Here is a 20,546-nt window from a genome sequence, read left to right on the forward strand (position 1 = left end):
AACTTGTCTTCTAAAACAGCAATGAGAGGGGGGCTAAACCTAATTGGTCCTCATGTTGTAATAAGGTTTCATGTTGATCCACACTATGCCAGAGCTGTAAATAATGATTGGCTAGGGTCACTTGATGGGTCAGCACCAAGGTCCAAATAATGTCATAGAGCAAATTTGGATTTTGCACCAAAACAGAATCTGGTATCTGTTTGACCAACTCCAAGAAAGTATAGTGTCGGCCTTCTAAAATCAGTTCACGACACACCGAGTTAAGCAATGACAAAATCAACTGCTGATCTTCTGCTTGTTGGGCGTGATAAATCGCCTCCATCAGATAACGCTGTTGTTTGAACCATTCTGCCGCTTTACTATGCATTTTCTGATATGCATCAGGTTGTAAAAGTTTAAACTTCGATTGTAAAAAGTCTCGAAATAAATGATGCACGCGATACCATGTACGCTGTTCATCTATCGCTTGAATGAACAAATCTTTTTGACTGATGACATCGAGAATTTGCTGTGCAGCAGGATTACCCGTTAAAGCGATGACCAAAGCTGGATTAATTTTTCTCAGTACACTAATTTGCAATAAGAATTGCTGAATTTCAGGGTCTTGTTGTAAAAAACCTGCTCACTGAGGTAATTTACAATCTGATGGTGCGCACCACTTAAGTTTTGAATAAAGCCATGAATATCTTTATGTTCTTTCAAATATAAATTGGTGAACTGAATGCCTGTAAACCAGCCTTCAGTTTTATCAATCAGTTGTTCTGCAAGCTCAGTGCTTAAAGCAAGCTGGTCAAAGTTTTGTTGTTGTAAAAACTGAATAAGCGCACTGCTTTCTTGCTGTTTGATACTCAGCTGAGACTCTGTGACCCACTTTAAACGACCTAATAGATATTCTTTCGCGAAACTCCAGTTGGGTTTGACCCTTGAAGCAATCACCAAATGACAATTTTCAGGTAAAGACTGGTATAACCACCAAAAGATATTTAAACATTCTGGGTTTGTTAATGCTTCAAACTCATCGATAAATAAAACTGTGTCAGCATCCTCTTCTGCAACTTTTTGCGTCAGTTCAATGATGTGTTGTTTATGGATCTGTCCATAAGAGATCGAATGCGGTGGTTCTAAATCTAAAAGCGCTAAACGCAAGTATTGATAGAGTCGAATAGGATCATTTTCATCATCATCCAAAGTTAACCAACAGACTTTCTTTCCCTTTGCTAAAAGAGACTCTGAAAGTTGATGCATCAGCGTGGTTTTTCCATAACCCGCCGCGGCGTGAATAAAAACCAAAGAAGACTGACAATAGTCCACGATCTGACTTAACAGTTGGGGACGTTGCATGGCCCTGCCATTTTGCATGCTCGGACGACTGAGTTTAGTCTTCAACACTTGCATGTATATTCATCCAATCGTTTTTTATTCAACTTCATCTGCAATGTTCATTTCCCTGAATTTTGCATTGGGCAAAACATCATCCTCTACGAATCATGTTATGCCATTTTCCAGTCTAAAACACTTATAAATTAGTAGGGGCACAGCAGTTAAGCAATATGAAATAGCATCAAAAACTATTCCTATCCCTATTTTAAACTGTTCATTCGCGCATTTATCAAACAAGGTGAATTCCATTCTTTCGAGTGGTTTGCATTTTCTGAAACCTTGTTATGCTCAAGCTTAAGGAAATCTTAGGTATTGATATCTCATATCATATTCTAAATCAAAGACATATAAGGAGTTTGTCATGAGCATCGCACAATCAGTTAAACATCAGGATCGATTATTAACGATTAACATCAAAGATGGCGAAATCAAAAATGCACTACCGGGTGTGCATGTCACACCTTGCTTTTTAGACCCCGATAATGGCGTCTGGGTCATTCATACCCGTTTTGAACCGGGTACTATACTTCCACGTCACTTCCATACCGGTGTTGTACATTTCTATACAACAGCAGGTTCATGGCATTATGTCGAATATCCTGAAGATGTTCAAACGGCTGGCAGCTATTTATTTGAACCAGCAGGTTCGATCCATACTTTAGCAACCCCAGAAGGTGCTGAAGGCTTCATGGTCATTAATGGCGCGAACGTCAACTTAAATGATGATGATTCACTGATGTTTATTATGGATGCAGGTTGGATCGAGCGCACCCTTCACGTCGTGGCTGAACATACATGGCAAAAAATGCCGCGTTATATTAAACCAGGTTCGGATGTTGTATTTAGCGACAAATAAATTCCAAAAGGCTTTTGGCTTCGGCTAATAGCCTTTTTTATTAGAAAAATAGTCACCAAGGATGAATGAAATGTTTGGCAAAATGATGCACCAATCTTTATTGATTAGTAATTTAATCGAACATGCGGCAAAGTACCACGCAGATACTTCTATTTTTTCACGTGAAGTAAATGGTCAAATGACCACCACCAATTGGTTACAGGTCCAACAGAATAGCAAACGTTTAGCCAATGCTTTCACGTCATTTAATCTTAACCAAGGTGATCGTCTTGCAACGATCGCGTGGAACAACCACCGTCATTTAGAGTCTTGGTATGCTATTTCAGGGAGTGGTTATGTATGCCACACCATCAACCCTCGCTTATTCCCAGAACAACTGGTGTTCATTATTAACGATGCACAAGATAAAGCGATTTTCTTTGATTCAACTTTTCTACCGTTAATTGTCGCAATCCAAGGCAAAGTACCAACCGTTGAAAAATTTATCTGTTACGGTGCACGTGATGAAAAAGTCATTGCAGCACTTCCAGATGTTATTTTCTATGATGATTTAATTCAAAACCAATCTGCTGAATTTAACTGGCCGCAATTCGGCGAAGAAACCCCAAGTTCTTTATGTTATACCTCAGGCACAACAGGCAATCCGAAAGGCGTACTGTATAGCCACCGTTCTACCCTATTACACACCATGGCAATTAGCTTGCCAGACTCATTAAACCTGTCGGCAAATGATGTGGTCATGCCTGTTGTTCCAATGTTCCATGTCAATGCATGGGGTGTGCCATATGCCGCAGCTATGGTCGGTAGTAGCGTGGTTTTACCGGGACCAAATCTAGATGGTGACAGCCTTGTTGACCTGATAGACAACTATAAAGTTACTGTGGCTTTAGGTGTTCCCACCATCTGGCAAGGCTTACTTGCAGCTGCGAAAAAACGTGGGACAACTTTAGAAAGTATGAACCGTAATGTCGTGGGTGGCGCTGCATGCCCACCGTCGATTATTCGTGATTTCAAAAACAACTATGCTTGCGACACCATTCATGCATGGGGAATGTCTGAAACCAGTCCACTGGGAACAGCGAACCAACCGAAAGCAAAACATGCCACGTTGAGTGCTGAAGACTTTGAAAAGTTACGCTTAACCCAAGGTCGTCCACCTTTTGGTGTTGAATTACGTATCGTTGATGAAAGCACCAATCAAGTCTTAGCTAATGATGGTCATACTCAAGGGAATTTACAAATTCGTGGCCCTTGGATTGTCGATCATTATTTCAACCAAGAAAAAAGTGCCACCACAGCAGATGGTTGGTTCGATACAGGCGATATTGCAACATTAAATGCAGACGGTTATATGACCATTTGCGACCGTGCCAAAGACTTAATCAAATCGGGCGGTGAATGGATTTCTTCGGTTGAACTTGAAAATATTGCCGTAGGTCACCCTGAAATTCGCATGGCAGCTGCTATTGCAGCACGTTATCCAAAATGGGATGAGCGCCCAATTTTGATTGCCGTAAAACAGGAAAACTCAACACTGACTGAAGAAGAAGTGCTGGCTTACTTTGATAATAAGATTGCCCGCTGGCAGATTCCTGACGTGGTGATTTTTGTAGATGCACTGCCAATCAACGGTACAGGTAAAATTGTGAAAGTAGAACTCCGCAAACAATTTGGTCATGTTCTACTTCAAGACGAAGTCGTTTAAGGCTCATTCAAAACATTCAAAAGGATATTGATGTGAAGAAGATGAAAACAGCTTGGGTGACAGGCGGCAGTAGCGGTATCGGCCTTGAGTTGACTAAACGTTTACTCAAAGACAACTTCCAAGTGTGTATTTTTGCCCATGCTGGGATTGAACAAGCGGTTGCTGATTTGCAAAAGCGTTCTCCTGCTGTCTGTGGTTTTGAAGTCGATGTACAAAATGAAAGTACAATGGAGGCAAAATTTGCTGAAGCAGTGGCTGCATTCGGCACACCAGATTTGTTGATTAACTCAGCAGGCATTGCAATTGCAAAATCATTTGAAGACATGACTTCTGAAGAATATTTACGACAAATTAATATCAACCTAGTCGGTAGCCGTAATGTAGCCCATGCTGCCTTACCGCATCTCAAGCAAGCGGTTCAACAAGGCAAATCACCAAAACTGGTTTTAGTTGCATCAGCAGCGGGCTTGGTCGGTTGTTATGGTTATACGGGTTACTGCTCATCTAAATTTGGCGTGGTCGGTTTGGCTGAAGTGCTACGTATGGAACTGCGTAGTCAGAAAATTAAAGTTGCCGTGGTTTGCCCGCCAGAAATTGAAACACCGATGGTATTTGACGAACGTAAAAATGGTTCACCAGTCACAGCGGCATTAAAACAACTTGGCGGCAGCCTCCCACTAGAGAAGGCCTGTCAGGAAATTTACAGCGGCATTTTCTCATCCCAATTTATGATCATTCCAAGTACTCAAGCACGTATTCTTGCCAAACTTTCGCGTGTCTTGCCTGACCTTTATCGTAACCAAATCGATAAAAAACTGGATAAAATCATCCGTACTTTACGTGCAAGTTAAGTCACGACTGACTTAGCATGCCAAACCTGAACCCGAGTACATCATTTGTCTATCTAGATAGAATGGTTGCTCGGGTTCAATCATTTTAAGTTCTTACAGAACAGCAGTTCTCTTGAGCACCCCGCAGAATACTATTAGCCATTTGATATGCAATTTTTTGCAAATCTCTATGAATGCAATTCAGTTCAAATATAGGGAAAATCAGACTATAATTATCGCCTAATTTCTTATTTTGCGTATTTTTCTGACACTATGAGCAAACATGATTCATCGCTTTCTAAAGAACAGTTTAATTTACTGAAAGACTTTAAAAAGCAAATCACCAATCCGCATTCGACTGCCATCAAACAGTCTGAGGCCCAAGCTCAAGTTGCTCCGCCCGAGCCAGAAGATGATTTCGCGTTGTTTCAAAAGCAAATGCAAGGTGTCCAAAAGATGGAGACCGCGAACATTGCCAAAATAGAAAAAAATCCAAAGAAAAAAATCGATGCACAAACTTTAGCAAAACGTGCAGCGGCTGAAGGCCCTATGCATACCGATGCAACTGAGCTGTCCGATACTCAAGCGATGCTCAACCCTGTTGCGAGCCAAGCCGCGCTCAGTTATCGCATTGCTACGCTGCAACACAAAGTATTTGAAGATTTAAAAGCGGGTAACATTCGTTGGTTTGAAGCAGTCGACTTGCATGGTTGCACCGTTGAAGAAGCCCGTGTCGCAGTTTTACAAGTCATTCAAATGGCCAAAGATGAAAATCAAAATGTCATTAAAATTGTACACGGCAAAGGTCCAGAAGCCATTTTAAAAACATATGTGAATGGTTGGCTGCGTCAACACCGCGATGTATTGGCTTTTGTGAGTGCACCAGAGAAACAAGGTGGCACAGGTGCAGTTTTAGTGTTGCTAAAACGTGCTGAAAAGAACCCAAAGTTTAAACAGTAATCGGATTTTTGTCCAAAATAAGGCATTGGAATAGTTTTCTGCTACAATGCCGTCCTTGTTCAATATCAGTGTAAGTGAACACGTCTTATGTCTATGCAGCAATCCTACGCTAACATCTTAACTGCCGTTGGTGAAGACCTAACCCGTCCAGGTCTCCTCGATACGCCTATGCGTGCTGCTAAAGCTTTTTCGTATTTAACGTCTGGTTATAGCAAAAGCTTAGAAGAAGTGACCAATAATGCGGTGTTCCCATCGGACAACCGTGAAATGGTGCTGGTTAAAAATATCGAATTTTATTCACTCTGTGAACACCATTTATTGCCTTTTTATGGTCGCGTACATATTGCGTATTTACCTGAAGGCAATGTCCTTGGACTCTCTAAATTTGCACGCATCACCGAAATGTTTGCACGTCGTCTACAGATTCAAGAAAATCTGACGCAGCAGATTGCAGAAGCGGTTGCAGAAGTGACAGGTGCACGTGGCGTGGCGGTTATGATTGATTCTGCACATATGTGTATGATGATGCGCGGCGTCGGCAAGCAAGAATCGACTACACGTACCGTTTCCTTTATTGGTGACTTTAAAACCAATAAAGAAGAGCGTCGTGAGTTTTTAAGTGCAGTCCCTGAAAGCTATTAATTGAAACATAAAGCCTCAACCTCTGTTGGGGCTTTTTTTATGCATATATCATTGAACGATTCATTTTTTGTTTAGAGGAATACGCAATGTCAGCAATTTGGTTAGCAGGTCATGGTTTGACCCAAGGCGAACAGAGTATTGATTTTCCACGTCCAGACCGTTTGGTTCAAGGCAATCCACAGCGCCAGACCTATAGTCTATATGAACACCCACACATGGGCTGCGGAATTTGGCACTGTGAAGTTGGCTCATGGAATATTCAATTTGCCGACAATAAACAAGAATTCTTTCAAGTGATGGAAGGCTGCATCCGTATTCATGATGCCCACACTCAAAACTTCATTGAAGTCAAAGCAGGTCAGGCAGGAATTATTCCACCGAGTTTTATCGGCACATTTGAAGTGATTGAAGCTGTAAAAAAATACTATGTGATTGTTGAGGTATAAGCACCTCAACAATCGATTTGAAACGTCTTAGAACAGTTCGTGTTTAAGTCTGAGATTTAAACACTCAGGACTTTTTCAGTCACATGAATACAGTTACGCCCTTTATTTTTGGCTGCATAGAGTGCCGAATCGGCAGTGTCTAAAAAGCGTTGATAGTCAGGATGACCATTATAAACCGTACAGCCAATACTGACGGTAAAACTAAAACTTTGCCCATGAGCGGTACGAATTGGGGTTTCTTGTATCCGCATGCGAATCGTTTCAGCGATTTGTAAAGCACGCGTGAGATCACTGTCGACCAACAGCAATAAGAACTCTTCGCCACCGACACGGAAGGCATAGTCACTACCCTTCGCTACATCTAACAAGACTTCAGCAATAAAACTCAGTGCCAAGTCCCCTGCGGTATGCCCATACTTATCATTAATACGTTTGAAATAATCCGCATCAATTGCTAGTAGGCTCAACGCAGCATCATTTTTACGGGCAAAATTAATTTCACGCGACACAATCGTACTTAAATAACGACGGTTTAACAGCTGAGTCAGTGAGTCATTGCCTGAGTCTATATATTCGGTCACTTGAAACAGTTGATCGACCAAATGCTGAATCTGTCGGTTCACGTCACGAATTTCTTGAATGCGTTCTACCTTCTGAGCCTGATCTTGACAGTCGAGCACGTCAAAATTGAGGGTATCGACCTGTTGAATCAGCCTGATAATAGTCTCCACCTGCTCTGCACCCGTAAACGCATACGCAGCTTTATGCACAAACCATAGACCAAATTCCGACTTAGACAAAGCAATGTGTTGTAACTGCGGATGCTCGGAGAAGACTTTGAACATCAACTCATTTTCCCAGTCGAGTAAAATGCTGCGCTGCTTATCTTTTTGTACCGCGACATCTTGCATTGCAGAAAATAAACGATAGCTATGCTTAACTTCGTGGCTTCGCTCAGTATTGGCTTCATAGGATCTGCACATGATTTCTGTCGCAAAGCCCATAATTTGCAGCATATAACTCAGCATGTGGTGGTTATTTTCTAGCGGAAGTCCAGCCAAGAGTTCCAAGATCTTGTTCTCAATCTCACGAATACCACGCATGATCAACCAAGAAGGAATGCCCACCCGCGCATGTACCTGCCCAACTTTTTGTTGTTTTTCAACTGCTGCATAATAAGCTTCATTCACAGCCACGTCGAAACTTTCAATGAGCCATTGGTTTAAACTGTTTTTTAAACGTTGTTGAATGATGTCATCTTTAAAAAAATCTGCAGCCTCAGGCTCCAAGACAATATTGCTATAAAACTCATTAACCAATACAGACGAATGCTGCTGAATAAAATTTTGCGCTTTAACGTGATCATTCACTGAATAATGTTGGCAAATTTTCCCCCACTGCTCGGCCAATTTAGCCATGCATTCATCATTCATAAAACTTACCTATTTATATATTTTTGAGACTTACTAGACATTTATGTGATTAATATAACAAATTTCAATACTTATTTTCACCATCAGCTTTCATTTTCATCACTTTATAAAAAGTAAGGCTCACGTTTGGTTGTTTTAACAACAATGACTTTCATAAAAAAAGCCCCTTTATTGGAGCTTTGAAAAGAGGATCGAACTAAAAGAAATGGATATAACTCAAACCCGTCTGTTCCCAATCTTTGCCTTTTTGCTGTTGATACTGCCAATGAAGCCTCAAGGCATTTTGCTGATTGAATAAATATTGCAACTGAGTATTCAGTCTGACTTGCCATTGATGGCTATCTTCCCAATATGGCAGCTCGACCTGTACCAAACTATTGATATGTTCGCTCCAGATGTTCTGGCAGCCTACCGTTGGCCCAAGTCCCACGCGCCAACCTCGGTCTAAAGCTTTGCCTGCTTGAACATGATTTTGCAATTGTGCATAGCATAAATGTTGACGCTCTTGATCTGCCACACTATAGCCAAACTGACTAGATAGATTGAATACACCGTGTTGATCCTGTTCACTAAATGCACCATATCGATTTAGTGCCTCTTGTTGCCAACCCATGTTAAAACCCCAGCTTAATGGTGTTTTAAAAGCAGTCAGCGGACTGTAGGCATTGACCTCCAGCACATTCAGCTCTTGCAGTTTTAATCGATCATCACGGTATTCGAGGCTACCATCTAGAAACTTAAGCTGTGTACCCAAACGAAAACCGCCTTGCGGGTCAATCAAGTCATGATAGGCCTGACGATGGCTCAGTCGGAAATAAGTGTCACCTTGTATTTCACCTGCTTCAAGCTGAATGGTTCGCGCCTGATGACCTTTTACTGGATCTACTTTTGGCGCTTCGACCACTTGACGTTGCTTTTCCAAATCAATCTGACTCCGCAAACCCAGCAGTTGTCGAATACGCGGTTGGGCGTCTTCTGCCGCAATCTTTTGTGCAATTAACTGTAAATACACATGGTCATAGGCCATTTCTAAAATACGTGCCTGATCCACCAAGGCATAGCGATTCAAATAATCTTGCATTTGAGCAGGTTCAAGTTGCGAAACCTGATGCGCCGCCGCTGCCAAGGCTTGTCCGTGTTGTTTGACTTGTGCCAACAACTGAGTTTCTAGAGCTGGACGGTAAACACTTTCTGCAATTAAATGGTTTTCATCGACCGCCTTAATAGTCTCAACAGGAATCGCAGCGGTTTTAAATTGTTTTTGTAGGTTGACCTCTGGCCGTACCAAATCAATTAAACCCAGTAAACGATAGGCACAGTTATCACTGATAAAATAGTAAGGAAATTGCACATGCTTGAGTTCCCAAATATGCTCAACCATGGTTTTGGTTTCTTCTGGCGTCAGGGCTAACTCGTACTCCCACAAATCACGGCTTTCCAAATCACCATATTCTTTCACTTTTCGATAGTACGGCATGAGTGAGTACTCACCTGGGTACTGCCCGGTTAAGCCCTTCCATGCAAAAGAAAAGCTATCGCTATTGGCCACTGTCGCTGCATAATTCACTGCATAAGAGACTAAGTTCAGCTGTTTTTGGTCTTTAGGATCGAGCCTTAACAGGGTATGCCCAAACATCGAACTGGGATTGCCCATAAAGTCCGTGGCGTAAATTAAAGTCGCCTTATACGGCTTAATTTGCCCAAGCCACTCATCTAGCTCAGGACATGAGGCTTTAGGCAGTTGATTCGATTCAATATCAAGTTGTCCTATGAGCCATTTTGAACGTGCCGGAAAGCGACACTGAATCGATTGATTGGCTTCGGCTGGGGTAAAAAGTGCTGCAATATTGGCATCAAGCTCTTGTTTGAGCTGAGTTTGTCCGTGTTCGCTATAAAAAAATGAACGGTAGGTGACTTCACTTTGTCCTGAAGCATTGGCATACATCAAACGTTGCCAAGTCACATTTGAGGCTAGCTTCAGCTGCTGTGCTTTTTCAATATAAAACTCTGCTGAGCTAGGTGCTTGAGCAAAGATGCTGGTGCTGAATAGCACACTAAAGAGGAGGACAACAGATTTCATGCAGTGTTAGCTATTCTTCTTTTTTAGATATGAAAAACCGTTATTTAAAACCTACTTAAACCTACTTACGTGGGTTTAATGTTTAATTCCTACTTCATCATCAAGAACCAATTGCTATTGCGCTTGGGATTACCTCAATTCCATAGGCTGTCACGGTGTAACTCACCGCCATTGGTGGCTTATGTAGCCACCAATTCTTTATCTGCATGTTTTAGAATATTGATGGCAGCATTAATATCCCTGTGATGCAGGGTGTTACATGAACATCGCCACTCACGCATTGCAAGTGTCAGGTTTTGGTTTAATTCACCACAATTCGAACACATCTTGCTGCTTGGAAAGAATCGTCCAACAGAAAGTATTGATTTGCCATGCTGTTTAGCCTTGTAAATCAACTGTCGCTTGAACTCATAAAAGCCCATATCCGATATGGCTCTTGAGAGCTTACGGTTTTGTACCATACCTTTCACATTTAAATCCTCAATCGCAATCAGATCGAATCGCTTAACTAAATCAGATGTGACTTGATGAAGATTGTTTTTTCTCAAGCATGATATTTTGTAGTGCAAACGAGAGAGCTTGGTTTTCGCTTTTTCTCTGTTTTGACTACCTTTCTTTTTACGGCTAAAAGACTTAGCAAGTCGTCTTAACTTGGCAAGCTGTTTCTTTAGTGGCGCACTTGATGGAACAACCTCGCCATTAGATAAAGTGGCAAGACTGGAAACACCTAAATCAATACCAACAGATAAACCTGTTTTGGGGTGAAGTTTCTCAGGCTGATTTAATTCAACAGCAATCGAAGCAAACCACTTACCACCCTGTTTAAATATTTTCGCTGATAATATTTTTCCTTGATAACGCAAATCCTCAGTCATTTTTACCCAACCCAAGTTTGGGATACTAATTTTTCTATCTTTAATGCTGAATTGGTCATTTGATAATGAGAAGCGATCATCTACGCCTTTTTTTCTAGGCTTTGGATATTTGGATTGACCATTAAAAAAACGATCAAATGAACTACCCAATTGCTTAATCGCAAGTTGTGGCGCACATTTGGTCACTTTAAGCATGAAAGGGTATTTCTCACGCTTGAACGAGTTTAAGTGCTTTCTTATTTTAGCTTCGGATGGTTTATTTAGAAGTTTTTTATCCACCTGAACGCCATAATAGTCACACTGATCTCTATATTCCTTATCTGCTTTATATTGACGTTGCCATTCTTTTAAAGCCCAATTATACGACAAACGAGCAACACCACTCGCTTGAGCGAAATGACTTGCTTGCTTATTATTTGGCAGTAATTGGATTACATGCCCTCGTATGAATCGGCTCATAGTGCGTCTTTGACTGCCTGTATTAACTTTTGGTTTTTCTTACTACGACTACCATATAATCTTGCCGAAAACACTGTAATGATTTCCAAAACATCTTGAGCAAGTTCTTCCTCAAAAGACAAATTTTCACCCTTATTAAGAATGACGATCTCCACGCTTTTAGCTTCACATAAGGCAAAAACCAACTCAGCACCAAACCGCAATAAGCGATCTTTATGCGTTAAAACCAAACGTCCGATTTCATCATTCATGATTGCTTCTAGCAGCTTATTTAAGCCTTTTTTTCTATAGTTCATACCCGAACCAAGATCGGAGATTAATTCAAACGTCCAACCTTGATTTGCACAGTACATTTCAAGAACTTGTTGCTGTCGAATTAAATCTTCTTTTTGGTCATGACTCGATACCCTTGCGTATGCAATGGTTTTCCTTTGAAGTTGACTATCGGGCTTGTGTATTTGCTCAGGCGTGATCTTACTCAGATCATATCGTCTATGATTTTTAGGGGTTCGATCTGCAACCAAAGTGCCTTCTTCATCCCAACGCCTTAATGTTTGAATGGAAACACCTAATGTTTTAGCTGCAACGCTAATGCTTACATATTTACTCATGTTGTATATAATAGTATAGAAATAAGTAGATTTCAATTAGCAGTTACAAACCCTGCCTGAATGGCAGGGTTTTATGGTGCAATTAAACGTATGCTTTTAATACGCTATCCTTTGCCATGACTGCTTGTAAAGATGCTAATACTTGAAGCGCATCTTGGTTTTCAGCTGAATAGATTTTTGCGAAGTTTTGTTTAGACACTTCAAAGAAACGTGCTTTATCTTCAGACTGGATGTTCAGTAATTCAGCCAGTACATTTAGACTTTCGCCCTCACCAACTGCCATATCACGCGCCAATGCTTCCGCATTTTCGTTGGTAAATGTTACTGCCTGAGCAGTCACAGTACCTGTACCGCTACAACCTAAAGTACCAAAGGTAATACCGAAAAGTTGGTTAGCAAAAAGACCATTGGTTGTACCCGCTAAAATTTTAGCGACTTTACCAGACTGGCCAGCCCAAATTTGTGAACCAATACCACAACCGACGTCATTATCTGCAAATGTAGCGGTAGAACCAACAGCCAAAACCGCAGCCAATGCTATTTTTTTCAACATAAGGTTTCTCCAGACTCGATTATCTCCGAGTATTTTTATTGTGCCTATTGTGTGTATTTTGAGCTACACCCTTGTAAGATAGCGGTAACAAGCGCATAACGCAAAACAATTTATACTAAAGTGAAGTGAATATTTAAAAATGTGCTAGCGGTATAAGAACCAACTGCCTCGTAGGTCTCGTTTCCCTAAAATCTTTAACACCAACACCAGACTGAGCAGTAGCAATAAATACCAAGAACCCAACTTGCCCCAACCGACCATATGCCATGCATCGACTTGACTTGGGTACAGCCAGATTTGGTAAAACGTACTGATATTTTCCGCAATCCAAATAATAAAGGCCAACAGTAAAAGTACGGGTAACATCGGCAGTTGAAAACGATGCTGCTGCAATTCAAAGCCAATCTTGGTTTTCCAAAACAGCACTATGCTCCACGCAAACAAAAGATAACGAATATCTGGAACAAAAAATTTGGACATAAAGTTGATATAAGACAACACCGCCAATGTCAGCATGGCGGAGAAACGGGGCAAGTGTTCAAAAGAAACATGATAAAGACGTAATGAACGCGCAAAAAAACTACCCACAGCCGAATACATAAAACCTGCAAACAAAGGCACTGTTAAAATTTTAAACACGGCGGGATGCGGATACTGCCAAGACGCAATTTGCGGATGGGTCAAAAAGATTTCCATCACCATTGCCATCACATGAAATAATGCAATCACTTTAGCTTCGGTCCAAGACTCAAGTTTTAAATACAGTAGACATACCTGAATCAGTACGGCATAAAACAATAGATAGTCATAACGGAAAAAGCCGAAATATTCCTGATCCCCCATACTGGCTGTGAACGCAAAAGCCAATAACAGCAATATCCCAAATAAGGCAGCCGAAGCTGCCTTAGATGAGAACTCAAAACATGATTTTAAAATCGTGATCACGCATGAATCCTAATTGAATTGAAGCTGTGAAACTTAGAGATATTTGGCACTGTATTCATGCACAGTATCAATAAAGGCTTTCGGGTTTTCAGGGTCAACCCACTGAGTAATGCCGTGACCTAAGTTTGCAACATAACCTGTTTTCTCACCGCCTGCATAAGCGTCATCCAACATGGCTTTAGTGGCTTTCACGATGGTGTCATGCGAACCATATAATGTTGCAGGGTCTAAGTTGCCTTGCAGTGCCGCACGGCCAGCCACCGTTTGACGAGCTACATTTAATGGCGTCGTCCAATCTAAACCAAAAGCATCAGCTCCTGTTGCCACCATCGGCTCTAGCCACTGACCGCCACCTTTGGTGAATAAGATCACAGGTACTTTACGTCCTTCATTTTCACGTTTTAAACCTGCAACAATTTTTTGCATGTATTTTAAAGAAAATTCTAAATATTCACGGTGTGCCAATGCCCCGCCCCAGCTGTCAAAAATTTGTACGGCTTGAGCACCTGCATCAATTTGCGCATTTAGATAGTCAATCACCGCATCAGCCAAACGATCGAGCAGCGCATGTAAAACTTCAGGTTGCGCATACATCATTTGTTTGGTGAAACGGAAATCTTTGCTTGAACCGCCTTCAACCATATAAGTTGCTAGCGTCCAAGGACTGCCTGAAAAACCAATTAATGGCACTTGGCCGCCAAGCGCTGAACGGATCGTCTTGACTGCATTCATCACATAGTCGAGATCAGATGCAGCATTAAACTGAGGTAAATTCGCCACATCTTGTTCAGTACGAACCGTTTTATGAAATTTAGGCCCTTCCCCAGCTTCAAAATAAAGCCCTAAACCCAATGCATCGGGTACAGTTAAAATATCTGAAAATAAAATGGCAGCGTCGAGCTCATAACGACGTAAAGGCTGTAAAGTTACTTCACACGCAAATTCGTTATTTTTACACAGCGAAAGGAAATCACCCGCTTGTGCACGGGTTGCACGATATTCAGGTAAATAACGCCCTGCTTGACGCATCATCCAGACGGGTGTGGTATCTACAGGTTCACGTAATAAAGCACGTAGAAAACGATCATTTTTAAGCGTCGTCATTTACTTTCCCATCTCAATTAAATTTGCTCACCATCATAACAAAAAGGTCGAATTTTTAATAACTTCTCATAACACTAAAATTCGATCAGGACAAAGATGCAAACGAATATTTACACAAAACAAATACTGCATCTCCATCTTTTTTCTGTAATACTTGACTAGTTTTTACTTTGTAAATGAATAATTCTTAAGGTTGAATTACATGTTCGTTCGCACAATACTCGCGATGAGTTTAAGTTGCATTCTTGCTGGTACAGCGTTTGCTGCATCTACTACTGAACAACCTTTGACGCCCAAAAAGATCATTGGTACTTCAGTTCAAGATCCTATTGATCCTTTAGCAACAGATGTCGCTTCAGCTTCTACTGCGGTTGCAAATAGCCAAATTACAGCAAAAGAACAAGCAGACTTAAACCAAGCTTCGCAAACTTTAGATCAACTTGAACAATCTGAAGATAAAACAGCTGACGTTGGTGCTGCACCAAGCAAAACCACCACTGCACCGACCACCACGACGACCAATTCTGCTGCAGCAAAAGCATCGTGGACATTAAATGGTTTAAACAGTGCAGAATGGTTTGACAACATTGGTAAAGGCCAATTCCCTGTCTATGCACGTGCTCACGTGATGTTGAATAATGCACATGCGTCTCCGGGTGCAATTGATGGCATGAGCGGTAAAAATACCCTCAAAGCCATTGCCTCGTTCCAGCAAATGAGTGGTTTAAAAGCAACAGGCACCTTAACCAAAGAAACTTGGGATGCCTTACTGGCAAGCCAAGGTTCTAAGCCTGCATTTATTGAATACACCATTACCGAAGCAGACCTAAAAGGTCCTTATGCTGCATCAATTCCACGCGATTATGCACTACAAGCCAAAATGAAAGGTTTGTATTACACTCGCGTGACTGAAATGTTGGGTGAAAAGTTCCATATGGATGAAGACTTCTTGCAGAAGTTAAATCCAAAAGCAACCTTCAAAAAAGCGGGCGAAAAAATTATTGTGGCCAATATCCGCAATGAAGTGCCAGAAGACATTCATTTGATTGTTGCACACAAAGGTGCAAAACAGTTGTATTTATTTAACAGCCGTAACCAAATGATTGGTTCTTTCCCTGCAACCATTGGTAGCTCAGACACTCCGTCTCCAACGGGTACTTATAAAGTTACGGGTGTTGCGCCAAATCCTTGGTATAGCTACTCACCAAGTAACTTTGTACAGGGTAAAAACTTAAAACCACTTTCTCTACCACCGGGTCCAAATGGCCCTGTAGGGAATATCTGGATTGGTTTAAGCAAAAAATCATTTGGTATTCATGGTACGCCAAACCCTTCTGCTATTTCTAAGACAGCATCACACGGTTGTATCCGTTTGACCAACTGGGATGCCAATGATCTTGGCAAAAAAGTGAAGTCTGGTGTAACGGTTAAATTCTTAGAATAATTGGCTTTCTAAGGCATTTACGCTATAAAAGGTGTTCTCTTGAGAGCACCTTTTTTTCAATTACAACAATATAAAAATGACGATGAATGCTTTAAAAATAATACTGCCCGTGGCCTGCTTACTATCTTTCTCAACTTATAGCTTTGCCGAATTAGATGAAGAAATAGTGACCAGCGTGGATGCTTCTGCTTATGTGGTGGAATCTGACAATCCATTCGACAGTCTGGATGATCATGAAAAAATCCGTCATCCGCAATACATTCCAGAGCAAGATAGCCTCAGAGATCCACTTTTGAATGCACGCTATTATGTCATCGCAGGCAAATCTCCGATTCACTATTACGCGATTCGAACAGGAGCAAAGCCTAAACTACTTTATTTAAACCAGCCCCACTCGGCAGTTTTTTCAATAGGCGAGGCTTATGCTGAAAATCGAGAAAAAATCACCCTACAGCCTCAACTCGACAATACAGTCAAAGATCATGAGCTGTTTTCGATTATGCCCGTCGCGAAGCATCTCGCACTGATTTTTCGTACTCGCTATGCCTATACTCCTACAGAGTTAAAAGCCAATGCGGCCATGAACGCCATCTATGCCAACAATCGCTACCGATACAGCTATGAAATTATTGAAATCGACACGAATGGCAAACAGCTCCACCGCGTGCAATTTGTGGCTCCAATCATTGAAGATGGAATGAGTTTTGGCCCCAAATGGGATGAAGACTTATCAGATTATAATAATGCAATACTTGAATACAGTACCAAGTCCCCGGGCGACTACCAAACCGTGCATCCTTATAACATTGAAACCCGTTATGAATACAAACAAGGTCAATTGAAGCACTTTGAACAAAAAATTCTGCTCACCGCCAGTGACAAAGTGTTCTTAAAGAATTCACCGAACTCTATTAATTATGAAAATTATCTCGATGATCAAAATGTACCACTCTCCGTTGAAAGCAGTACTTGCCTTGATGACTATTTTGTTTTTAAGGACAAAGCGGCTCCACTCGGTGTGAAATGGGGCAATGACTGGATGCAACAGCAGCCGAAGCTACATCAACAATTTTTAGCTGAATATGCGCAGGGCAAAAACTACGTCTGGAAAGATTTCCGCGTACGGTATTGTGATTTAAACTAAGGCTGCAATGTTGTGTTTAATCATTCCAATATTGAAACGCAACATTGCAAATTCACTATTTTAGCGATAAATATAAAACGCTAGAATTACTCCATAGATTAAAAATAAGATTGGAGTTTAAAATGGATGCATTCATTCATCGCAGTCAAGACCGTGGTCATGTCAATATCGGCTGGCTAGAGTCGAAACACAGCTTTTCTTTTGGTAGTTGGTATAACCCTAAATATATGGGCGTAAGTGCTTTACGTGTCATCAATGACGACGTGATCGCGGGTCATCAAGGTTTTGGTCAACACCGCCATGACAATATGGAAATCTTAACCTGTGTGATCAAAGGCACCATCACCCATAAAGACAGCATGGGCAACCATGGTGGTATTTCTGCAGGTGAATGGCAACTGATGAGTGCAGGTACGGGTGTACAGCACAGTGAAATGAATCAGGGTGATGAGCCGGTACATTTACTACAAATTTGGATTACCCCAAATCAAAGAGATGCAGCACCAACCTATCAGCAGATTCGTCTTGATCCACATGAGCAGCCAAATCAATGGCATGTGATCTGTGGTCCAAATGACAATGCTGCAATGCATATCCGTCAAGATGCCGAAGTCAAAACAGCTGTTATTGAAAAAGATCAAATGCTACAAGTTAAAGCTACACAGCATATTAACTATGTGCATGTAATTTCAGGTTCTATCCAAGTTGCAGAACATACTCTTCATGCAGGTGACGCGATTGCGTTCTTAGAAGCAAACGACATTAAAGCTTTAGAAGATGCACAAGTGATTTGGTTTGATTTGCCTGAAGTCAAATAAGTCATCACTCACATTAAAAAAACCAACGTCTCGACGTTGGCTTTTTTAATGTAGAACTCAAGCAATTTTTTCTCTTGGCTTAGAGAAAATTCACCACAAGTAACGCCACAGCCGCAGGTAAGGCTTGGATGTAGATAATTTTCTTACTGGCGGTCAGGCCACCATAAATCCCTGCAACCAAAACGCAGCCTAAAAAGAAATTGGCCAGTGGCAGTGCATAAGTTTCGGGTGCACATAACGCCCAAAATAGACCTGCGGCCAAGAAACCATTGTATAAGCCTTGATTTTGCGCCATAACTTTGGTCAGTTGTGCTTTTTCAGGCGTATTGCCAAAGGCCTTTAAGCCATATGGCTTATCCCATAAAAACATCTCTAAAACTAAAATATACACATGCAACAGTGCAATTAAAGCAATCAAAATTTGTCCCATCATACGCTTTATCCTTATTTTTGATGAATGATGCTAGATCAGCTTCACAGCTGATCTAAGTCGAAACTATTAGGGTTTCAAAAGTACTTTACCCTGACGTGCGCCTTGCGTCGCTTTCAGTGCAGCATCTTTAATTTGTGCAAAGCTGAAGATACCTTCAACAGGCAGCAGTAATTTTTTCTGTGCAGCAAGCGTCAATAACTCCACAATTAACACTTTTTTGCGTTCAGCAGACAATTGCTTATTCACCACACTCGCCCAAAAACCTTTAACTGTGGCTTGTTTAAAAATCAGATCTCCCGAAGAAATCTGCATGGTCTCACCCGTCATGCTGCCAAATGAAACCAATAGACTATTTTCACTCAGCAAAGCTAACATTTCACCACTGGCCTGACCACCAATGGAGTCTACACCCGCGATCAATGGCTGATCTGCATGAATCGCTTTGACTTGTTCTTTCCAATCGGCTTGGTTTGTTGCGACCACATTTTGAATGCCTAAGGCCTGCATTTCAGCTACAGCCTCCGTACGGCGAACCAAATGAATCACCTTTTGACCACGCGCTTTTGCAATCATTGCCACGGTTTTACCCACCGCACCATTGGCAGTGTTCTGAATCAACCACGAATCTGCTGGTAAGTCGATAAAATCTAAAAGCATCAGTGCACTGATCGGCATCCCAATCAACTGCGCTGCCGTTTCATCATCAATCGCATCAGTTAAAGGCACAACGCCATGCGCTGGCGCAATAAAATACTCAGCCCAACTGCCATGAATTCCTGCAACCGCTACACGCTGCCCTATCGATACGCCTTGTACACCCTCACCAAGCGCATCAATCACGCCCACAGCTTCACTGCCACCAATTGCAGGCAGTGTGGGTTTATAACCATAACTACCACGCACTGTCCACACGTGATGGTTATGCATTGGCGATAGAATCATTTTAATACGTACTTCACCCGCTTTCGGCTCAGGTTGCGGCATATCCGCAGCTTCCAAGACGTCAACAGGTTCACCAAAATGGTGATGAATAATACTTTGCATTTGCTATTCCTTTATCGGCTGTAATAGTTGTTGGGTGGTTTCCAAAGCGAGGTAAAGGGGCTGCTTATCTTGGGCCAGTCTTGCCAATAAAGCTGCTCCCAACCACAGTTGATACATCGTCTGTGCCATCTTTTCAGCGTCAATATGCGCTGGAATTGAACCGTCTTGCTGCCCGGCTTGGATTAGACCCGAAATACGTTCTGTTAACTTACGCACCCCGAAGTTCAAAATCTGACGCATATCTTCAGACAAATCTGAGACTTCTGCTGCCAATTTGACGATCAAACAATTCTCTGCCCATCCCCCATCGCTATGATGTTCAACATCACTTTCAATATGTGATGAGTTATCAATCCATGCTTGCCAAAGTGCCATCAGACTTGCATAGGCGCTTCGCTGTTCTTGCTGTATCAGCTGATCGATTTTGACTTTATAATCGGCCAGATACTGCTGGAGTAGCGCACAGCCGAAAGCCTCTTTCGAAGCAAAGTAATAATAGAATGAACCTTTTGGCACATCACAATTCTTTAGAATTTCCTGCAAGCCCACTCCGACAAAACCTTTATGTAACACCAGTTGAAAACTGCTATTTAAAATGTGTAGTCGTGTTGCTTCACTTTTATCTGATCGTTTCATATCCACACTATAAATTAATAATAGACCAGTCGTCTATAAAATAATGCATGTTTTCGATACTTCATCTCGAACCATTGGATTACATATAAATTTTACTGATTAAATTTTAGATATAAATGATTGAAATAGATGTTACATTATACCATAA

General features: G+C 41.5%; 21 protein-coding genes. 9 read left to right on the plus strand and 12 right to left on the minus strand.

What is annotated here, in order from left to right; translation table 11 throughout:
* Nucleotides 1–10: 10 nt before the first annotated feature.
* Complete coding sequence (locus AC4CUX_RS02150; RefSeq protein WP_228254594.1) at nucleotides 11–580, minus strand: winged helix-turn-helix domain-containing protein; 570 nt, start codon at nucleotides 578–580, stop codon at nucleotides 11–13.
* Nucleotides 562–1,395, minus strand: coding sequence for an AAA family ATPase (locus tag AC4CUX_RS02155; protein WP_228254593.1), 834 nt, complete (start codon nucleotides 1,393–1,395; stop codon nucleotides 562–564). Before AC4CUX_RS02155 ends, AC4CUX_RS02150 begins: the two co-directional genes overlap by 19 nt.
* Before the next feature lie 346 nt (nucleotides 1,396–1,741).
* Here AC4CUX_RS02155 and AC4CUX_RS02160 point away from each other — a divergent pair, with 346 nt between their 5' ends.
* From AC4CUX_RS02160 to AC4CUX_RS02185, 6 genes are all read left to right on the plus strand, one after another.
* Nucleotides 1,742–2,236 (plus strand): 2,4'-dihydroxyacetophenone dioxygenase family protein, encoded by a 495-nt coding sequence (locus tag AC4CUX_RS02160; protein ID WP_114837173.1) that lies wholly within the window; start codon nucleotides 1,742–1,744, stop codon nucleotides 2,234–2,236.
* A gap of 70 nt (nucleotides 2,237–2,306) precedes the next feature.
* A complete protein-coding gene (locus AC4CUX_RS02165) occupies nucleotides 2,307–3,941 on the plus strand; it encodes a long-chain fatty acid--CoA ligase (protein ID WP_490792135.1) in 1,635 nt (544 codons plus the stop codon).
* A 41-nt stretch (nucleotides 3,942–3,982) separates the two neighbouring features.
* On the plus strand, nucleotides 3,983–4,792 hold the full coding sequence (locus tag AC4CUX_RS02170) for an SDR family NAD(P)-dependent oxidoreductase (RefSeq protein ID WP_114837171.1): 810 nt from the start codon (nucleotides 3,983–3,985) through the stop codon (nucleotides 4,790–4,792).
* A gap of 252 nt (nucleotides 4,793–5,044) precedes the next feature.
* Nucleotides 5,045–5,731: a Smr/MutS family protein gene (locus tag AC4CUX_RS02175; RefSeq protein ID WP_004695682.1), complete on the plus strand. Its 687-nt coding sequence runs from the start codon at nucleotides 5,045–5,047 to the stop codon at nucleotides 5,729–5,731.
* Nucleotides 5,732–5,824: 93 nt separating this feature from the next.
* Nucleotides 5,825–6,373: a GTP cyclohydrolase I FolE gene (gene folE, locus AC4CUX_RS02180; RefSeq protein WP_171054237.1), complete on the plus strand. Its 549-nt coding sequence runs from the start codon at nucleotides 5,825–5,827 to the stop codon at nucleotides 6,371–6,373.
* A gap of 86 nt (nucleotides 6,374–6,459) precedes the next feature.
* Nucleotides 6,460–6,819: a cupin domain-containing protein gene (locus AC4CUX_RS02185; RefSeq protein WP_125273255.1), complete on the plus strand. Its 360-nt coding sequence runs from the start codon at nucleotides 6,460–6,462 to the stop codon at nucleotides 6,817–6,819.
* Nucleotides 6,820–6,875: 56 nt separating this feature from the next.
* Here the strand turns inward: AC4CUX_RS02185 and AC4CUX_RS02190 are convergent, their stop codons facing one another.
* The 7 genes from AC4CUX_RS02190 to hemE form a co-directional block, all read right to left on the minus strand.
* Nucleotides 6,876–8,252 carry a diguanylate cyclase gene (locus tag AC4CUX_RS02190; RefSeq protein WP_490792136.1) on the minus strand — a complete coding sequence of 459 codons (1,377 nt, stop codon included), beginning with the start codon at nucleotides 8,250–8,252 and terminating at the stop codon, nucleotides 6,876–6,878.
* Nucleotides 8,253–8,448: 196 nt separating this feature from the next.
* A complete protein-coding gene (locus AC4CUX_RS02195; RefSeq protein ID WP_490792137.1) occupies nucleotides 8,449–10,332 on the minus strand; it encodes an Lnb N-terminal periplasmic domain-containing protein in 1,884 nt (627 codons plus the stop codon).
* Nucleotides 10,333–10,511: 179 nt separating this feature from the next.
* Complete coding sequence (locus tag AC4CUX_RS02200) at nucleotides 10,512–11,666, minus strand: RNA-guided endonuclease InsQ/TnpB family protein (protein ID WP_005402020.1); 1,155 nt, start codon at nucleotides 11,664–11,666, stop codon at nucleotides 10,512–10,514.
* Nucleotides 11,663–12,277 (minus strand): IS607 family transposase, encoded by a 615-nt coding sequence (locus AC4CUX_RS02205; protein WP_005402019.1) that lies wholly within the window; start codon nucleotides 12,275–12,277, stop codon nucleotides 11,663–11,665. Before AC4CUX_RS02205 ends, AC4CUX_RS02200 begins: the two co-directional genes overlap by 4 nt.
* Nucleotides 12,278–12,359: 82 nt before the next feature.
* Nucleotides 12,360–12,830, minus strand: a complete 471-nt coding sequence (locus AC4CUX_RS02210; protein WP_490792138.1) for a DUF3015 family protein — start codon at nucleotides 12,828–12,830, stop codon at nucleotides 12,360–12,362.
* 144 nt (nucleotides 12,831–12,974) lie between these two features.
* On the minus strand, nucleotides 12,975–13,772 hold the full coding sequence (locus AC4CUX_RS02215) for a DUF817 family protein (RefSeq protein ID WP_490792612.1): 798 nt from the start codon (nucleotides 13,770–13,772) through the stop codon (nucleotides 12,975–12,977).
* A gap of 36 nt (nucleotides 13,773–13,808) precedes the next feature.
* Nucleotides 13,809–14,879, minus strand: a complete 1,071-nt coding sequence (gene hemE, locus AC4CUX_RS02220; RefSeq protein WP_004695668.1) for a uroporphyrinogen decarboxylase — start codon at nucleotides 14,877–14,879, stop codon at nucleotides 13,809–13,811.
* A 202-nt stretch (nucleotides 14,880–15,081) separates the two neighbouring features.
* Here hemE and AC4CUX_RS02225 point away from each other — a divergent pair, with 202 nt between their 5' ends.
* The 3 genes from AC4CUX_RS02225 (at nucleotide 15,082) to AC4CUX_RS02235 (ending at nucleotide 18,285) form a co-directional block, all read left to right on the plus strand.
* Entirely contained in the window at nucleotides 15,082–16,323 is a 1,242-nt protein-coding gene (locus AC4CUX_RS02225; protein ID WP_490792139.1) for a L,D-transpeptidase family protein, read from the plus strand.
* Nucleotides 16,324–16,405: 82 nt separating this feature from the next.
* The gene (locus AC4CUX_RS02230; protein ID WP_490792140.1) at nucleotides 16,406–17,467 is read left to right on the plus strand and encodes a hypothetical protein; all 1,062 of its coding nucleotides are present in this window, start codon (nucleotides 16,406–16,408) and stop codon (nucleotides 17,465–17,467) included.
* A 122-nt stretch (nucleotides 17,468–17,589) separates the two neighbouring features.
* Entirely contained in the window at nucleotides 17,590–18,285 is a 696-nt protein-coding gene (locus AC4CUX_RS02235; protein ID WP_490792141.1) for a pirin family protein, read from the plus strand.
* A 79-nt stretch (nucleotides 18,286–18,364) separates the two neighbouring features.
* Here the strand turns inward: AC4CUX_RS02235 and AC4CUX_RS02240 are convergent, their stop codons facing one another.
* The 3 genes from AC4CUX_RS02240 to AC4CUX_RS02250 all read right to left on the minus strand — a co-directional run bounded on the left by AC4CUX_RS02240 (nucleotide 18,365) and on the right by AC4CUX_RS02250 (nucleotide 20,398).
* Nucleotides 18,365–18,718 carry a DUF1304 domain-containing protein gene (locus AC4CUX_RS02240; RefSeq protein WP_125273248.1) on the minus strand — a complete coding sequence of 118 codons (354 nt, stop codon included), beginning with the start codon at nucleotides 18,716–18,718 and terminating at the stop codon, nucleotides 18,365–18,367.
* Nucleotides 18,719–18,784: 66 nt separating this feature from the next.
* Nucleotides 18,785–19,762 (minus strand): zinc-binding dehydrogenase, encoded by a 978-nt coding sequence (locus AC4CUX_RS02245; RefSeq protein ID WP_490792142.1) that lies wholly within the window; start codon nucleotides 19,760–19,762, stop codon nucleotides 18,785–18,787.
* 3 nt (nucleotides 19,763–19,765) lie between these two features.
* The gene (locus AC4CUX_RS02250) at nucleotides 19,766–20,398 is read right to left on the minus strand and encodes a TetR/AcrR family transcriptional regulator (RefSeq protein ID WP_234950536.1); all 633 of its coding nucleotides are present in this window, start codon (nucleotides 20,396–20,398) and stop codon (nucleotides 19,766–19,768) included.
* Nucleotides 20,399–20,546: the final 148 nt, after the last annotated feature.

The organism is Acinetobacter sp. 231_lipA (assembly GCF_058243005.1).

What these genes read in the sequence shown, in the direction of transcription:
- AC4CUX_RS02155 (WP_228254593.1), bottom strand. Translation starts at nt 1,395, where the DNA reads ATGCAAGTGTTGAAGACTAAACTCAGTCGTCCGAGCATGCAAAATGGC.
- AC4CUX_RS02160 (WP_114837173.1), top strand. Translation starts at nt 1,742, where the DNA reads ATGAGCATCGCACAATCAGTTAAACATCAGGATCGATTATTAACGATT.
- AC4CUX_RS02165 (WP_490792135.1), top strand. Translation starts at nt 2,307, where the DNA reads ATGTTTGGCAAAATGATGCACCAATCTTTATTGATTAGTAATTTAATC.
- AC4CUX_RS02170 (WP_114837171.1), top strand. Translation starts at nt 3,983, where the DNA reads ATGAAAACAGCTTGGGTGACAGGCGGCAGTAGCGGTATCGGCCTTGAG.
- AC4CUX_RS02175 (WP_004695682.1), top strand. Translation starts at nt 5,045, where the DNA reads ATGAGCAAACATGATTCATCGCTTTCTAAAGAACAGTTTAATTTACTG.
- folE (WP_171054237.1), top strand. Translation starts at nt 5,825, where the DNA reads ATGCAGCAATCCTACGCTAACATCTTAACTGCCGTTGGTGAAGACCTA.
- AC4CUX_RS02185 (WP_125273255.1), top strand. Translation starts at nt 6,460, where the DNA reads ATGTCAGCAATTTGGTTAGCAGGTCATGGTTTGACCCAAGGCGAACAG.
- AC4CUX_RS02190 (WP_490792136.1), bottom strand. Translation starts at nt 8,252, where the DNA reads ATGAATGATGAATGCATGGCTAAATTGGCCGAGCAGTGGGGGAAAATT.
- AC4CUX_RS02195 (WP_490792137.1), bottom strand. Translation starts at nt 10,332, where the DNA reads ATGAAATCTGTTGTCCTCCTCTTTAGTGTGCTATTCAGCACCAGCATC.
- AC4CUX_RS02200 (WP_005402020.1), bottom strand. Translation starts at nt 11,666, where the DNA reads ATGAGCCGATTCATACGAGGGCATGTAATCCAATTACTGCCAAATAAT.
- AC4CUX_RS02205 (WP_005402019.1), bottom strand. Translation starts at nt 12,277, where the DNA reads ATGAGTAAATATGTAAGCATTAGCGTTGCAGCTAAAACATTAGGTGTT.
- AC4CUX_RS02210 (WP_490792138.1), bottom strand. Translation starts at nt 12,830, where the DNA reads ATGTTGAAAAAAATAGCATTGGCTGCGGTTTTGGCTGTTGGTTCTACC.
- hemE (WP_004695668.1), bottom strand. Translation starts at nt 14,879, where the DNA reads ATGACGACGCTTAAAAATGATCGTTTTCTACGTGCTTTATTACGTGAA.
- AC4CUX_RS02225 (WP_490792139.1), top strand. Translation starts at nt 15,082, where the DNA reads ATGTTCGTTCGCACAATACTCGCGATGAGTTTAAGTTGCATTCTTGCT.
- AC4CUX_RS02230 (WP_490792140.1), top strand. Translation starts at nt 16,406, where the DNA reads ATGAATGCTTTAAAAATAATACTGCCCGTGGCCTGCTTACTATCTTTC.
- AC4CUX_RS02235 (WP_490792141.1), top strand. Translation starts at nt 17,590, where the DNA reads ATGGATGCATTCATTCATCGCAGTCAAGACCGTGGTCATGTCAATATC.
- AC4CUX_RS02240 (WP_125273248.1), bottom strand. Translation starts at nt 18,718, where the DNA reads ATGATGGGACAAATTTTGATTGCTTTAATTGCACTGTTGCATGTGTAT.
- AC4CUX_RS02245 (WP_490792142.1), bottom strand. Translation starts at nt 19,762, where the DNA reads ATGCAAAGTATTATTCATCACCATTTTGGTGAACCTGTTGACGTCTTG.
- AC4CUX_RS02250 (WP_234950536.1), bottom strand. Translation starts at nt 20,398, where the DNA reads ATGAAACGATCAGATAAAAGTGAAGCAACACGACTACACATTTTAAAT.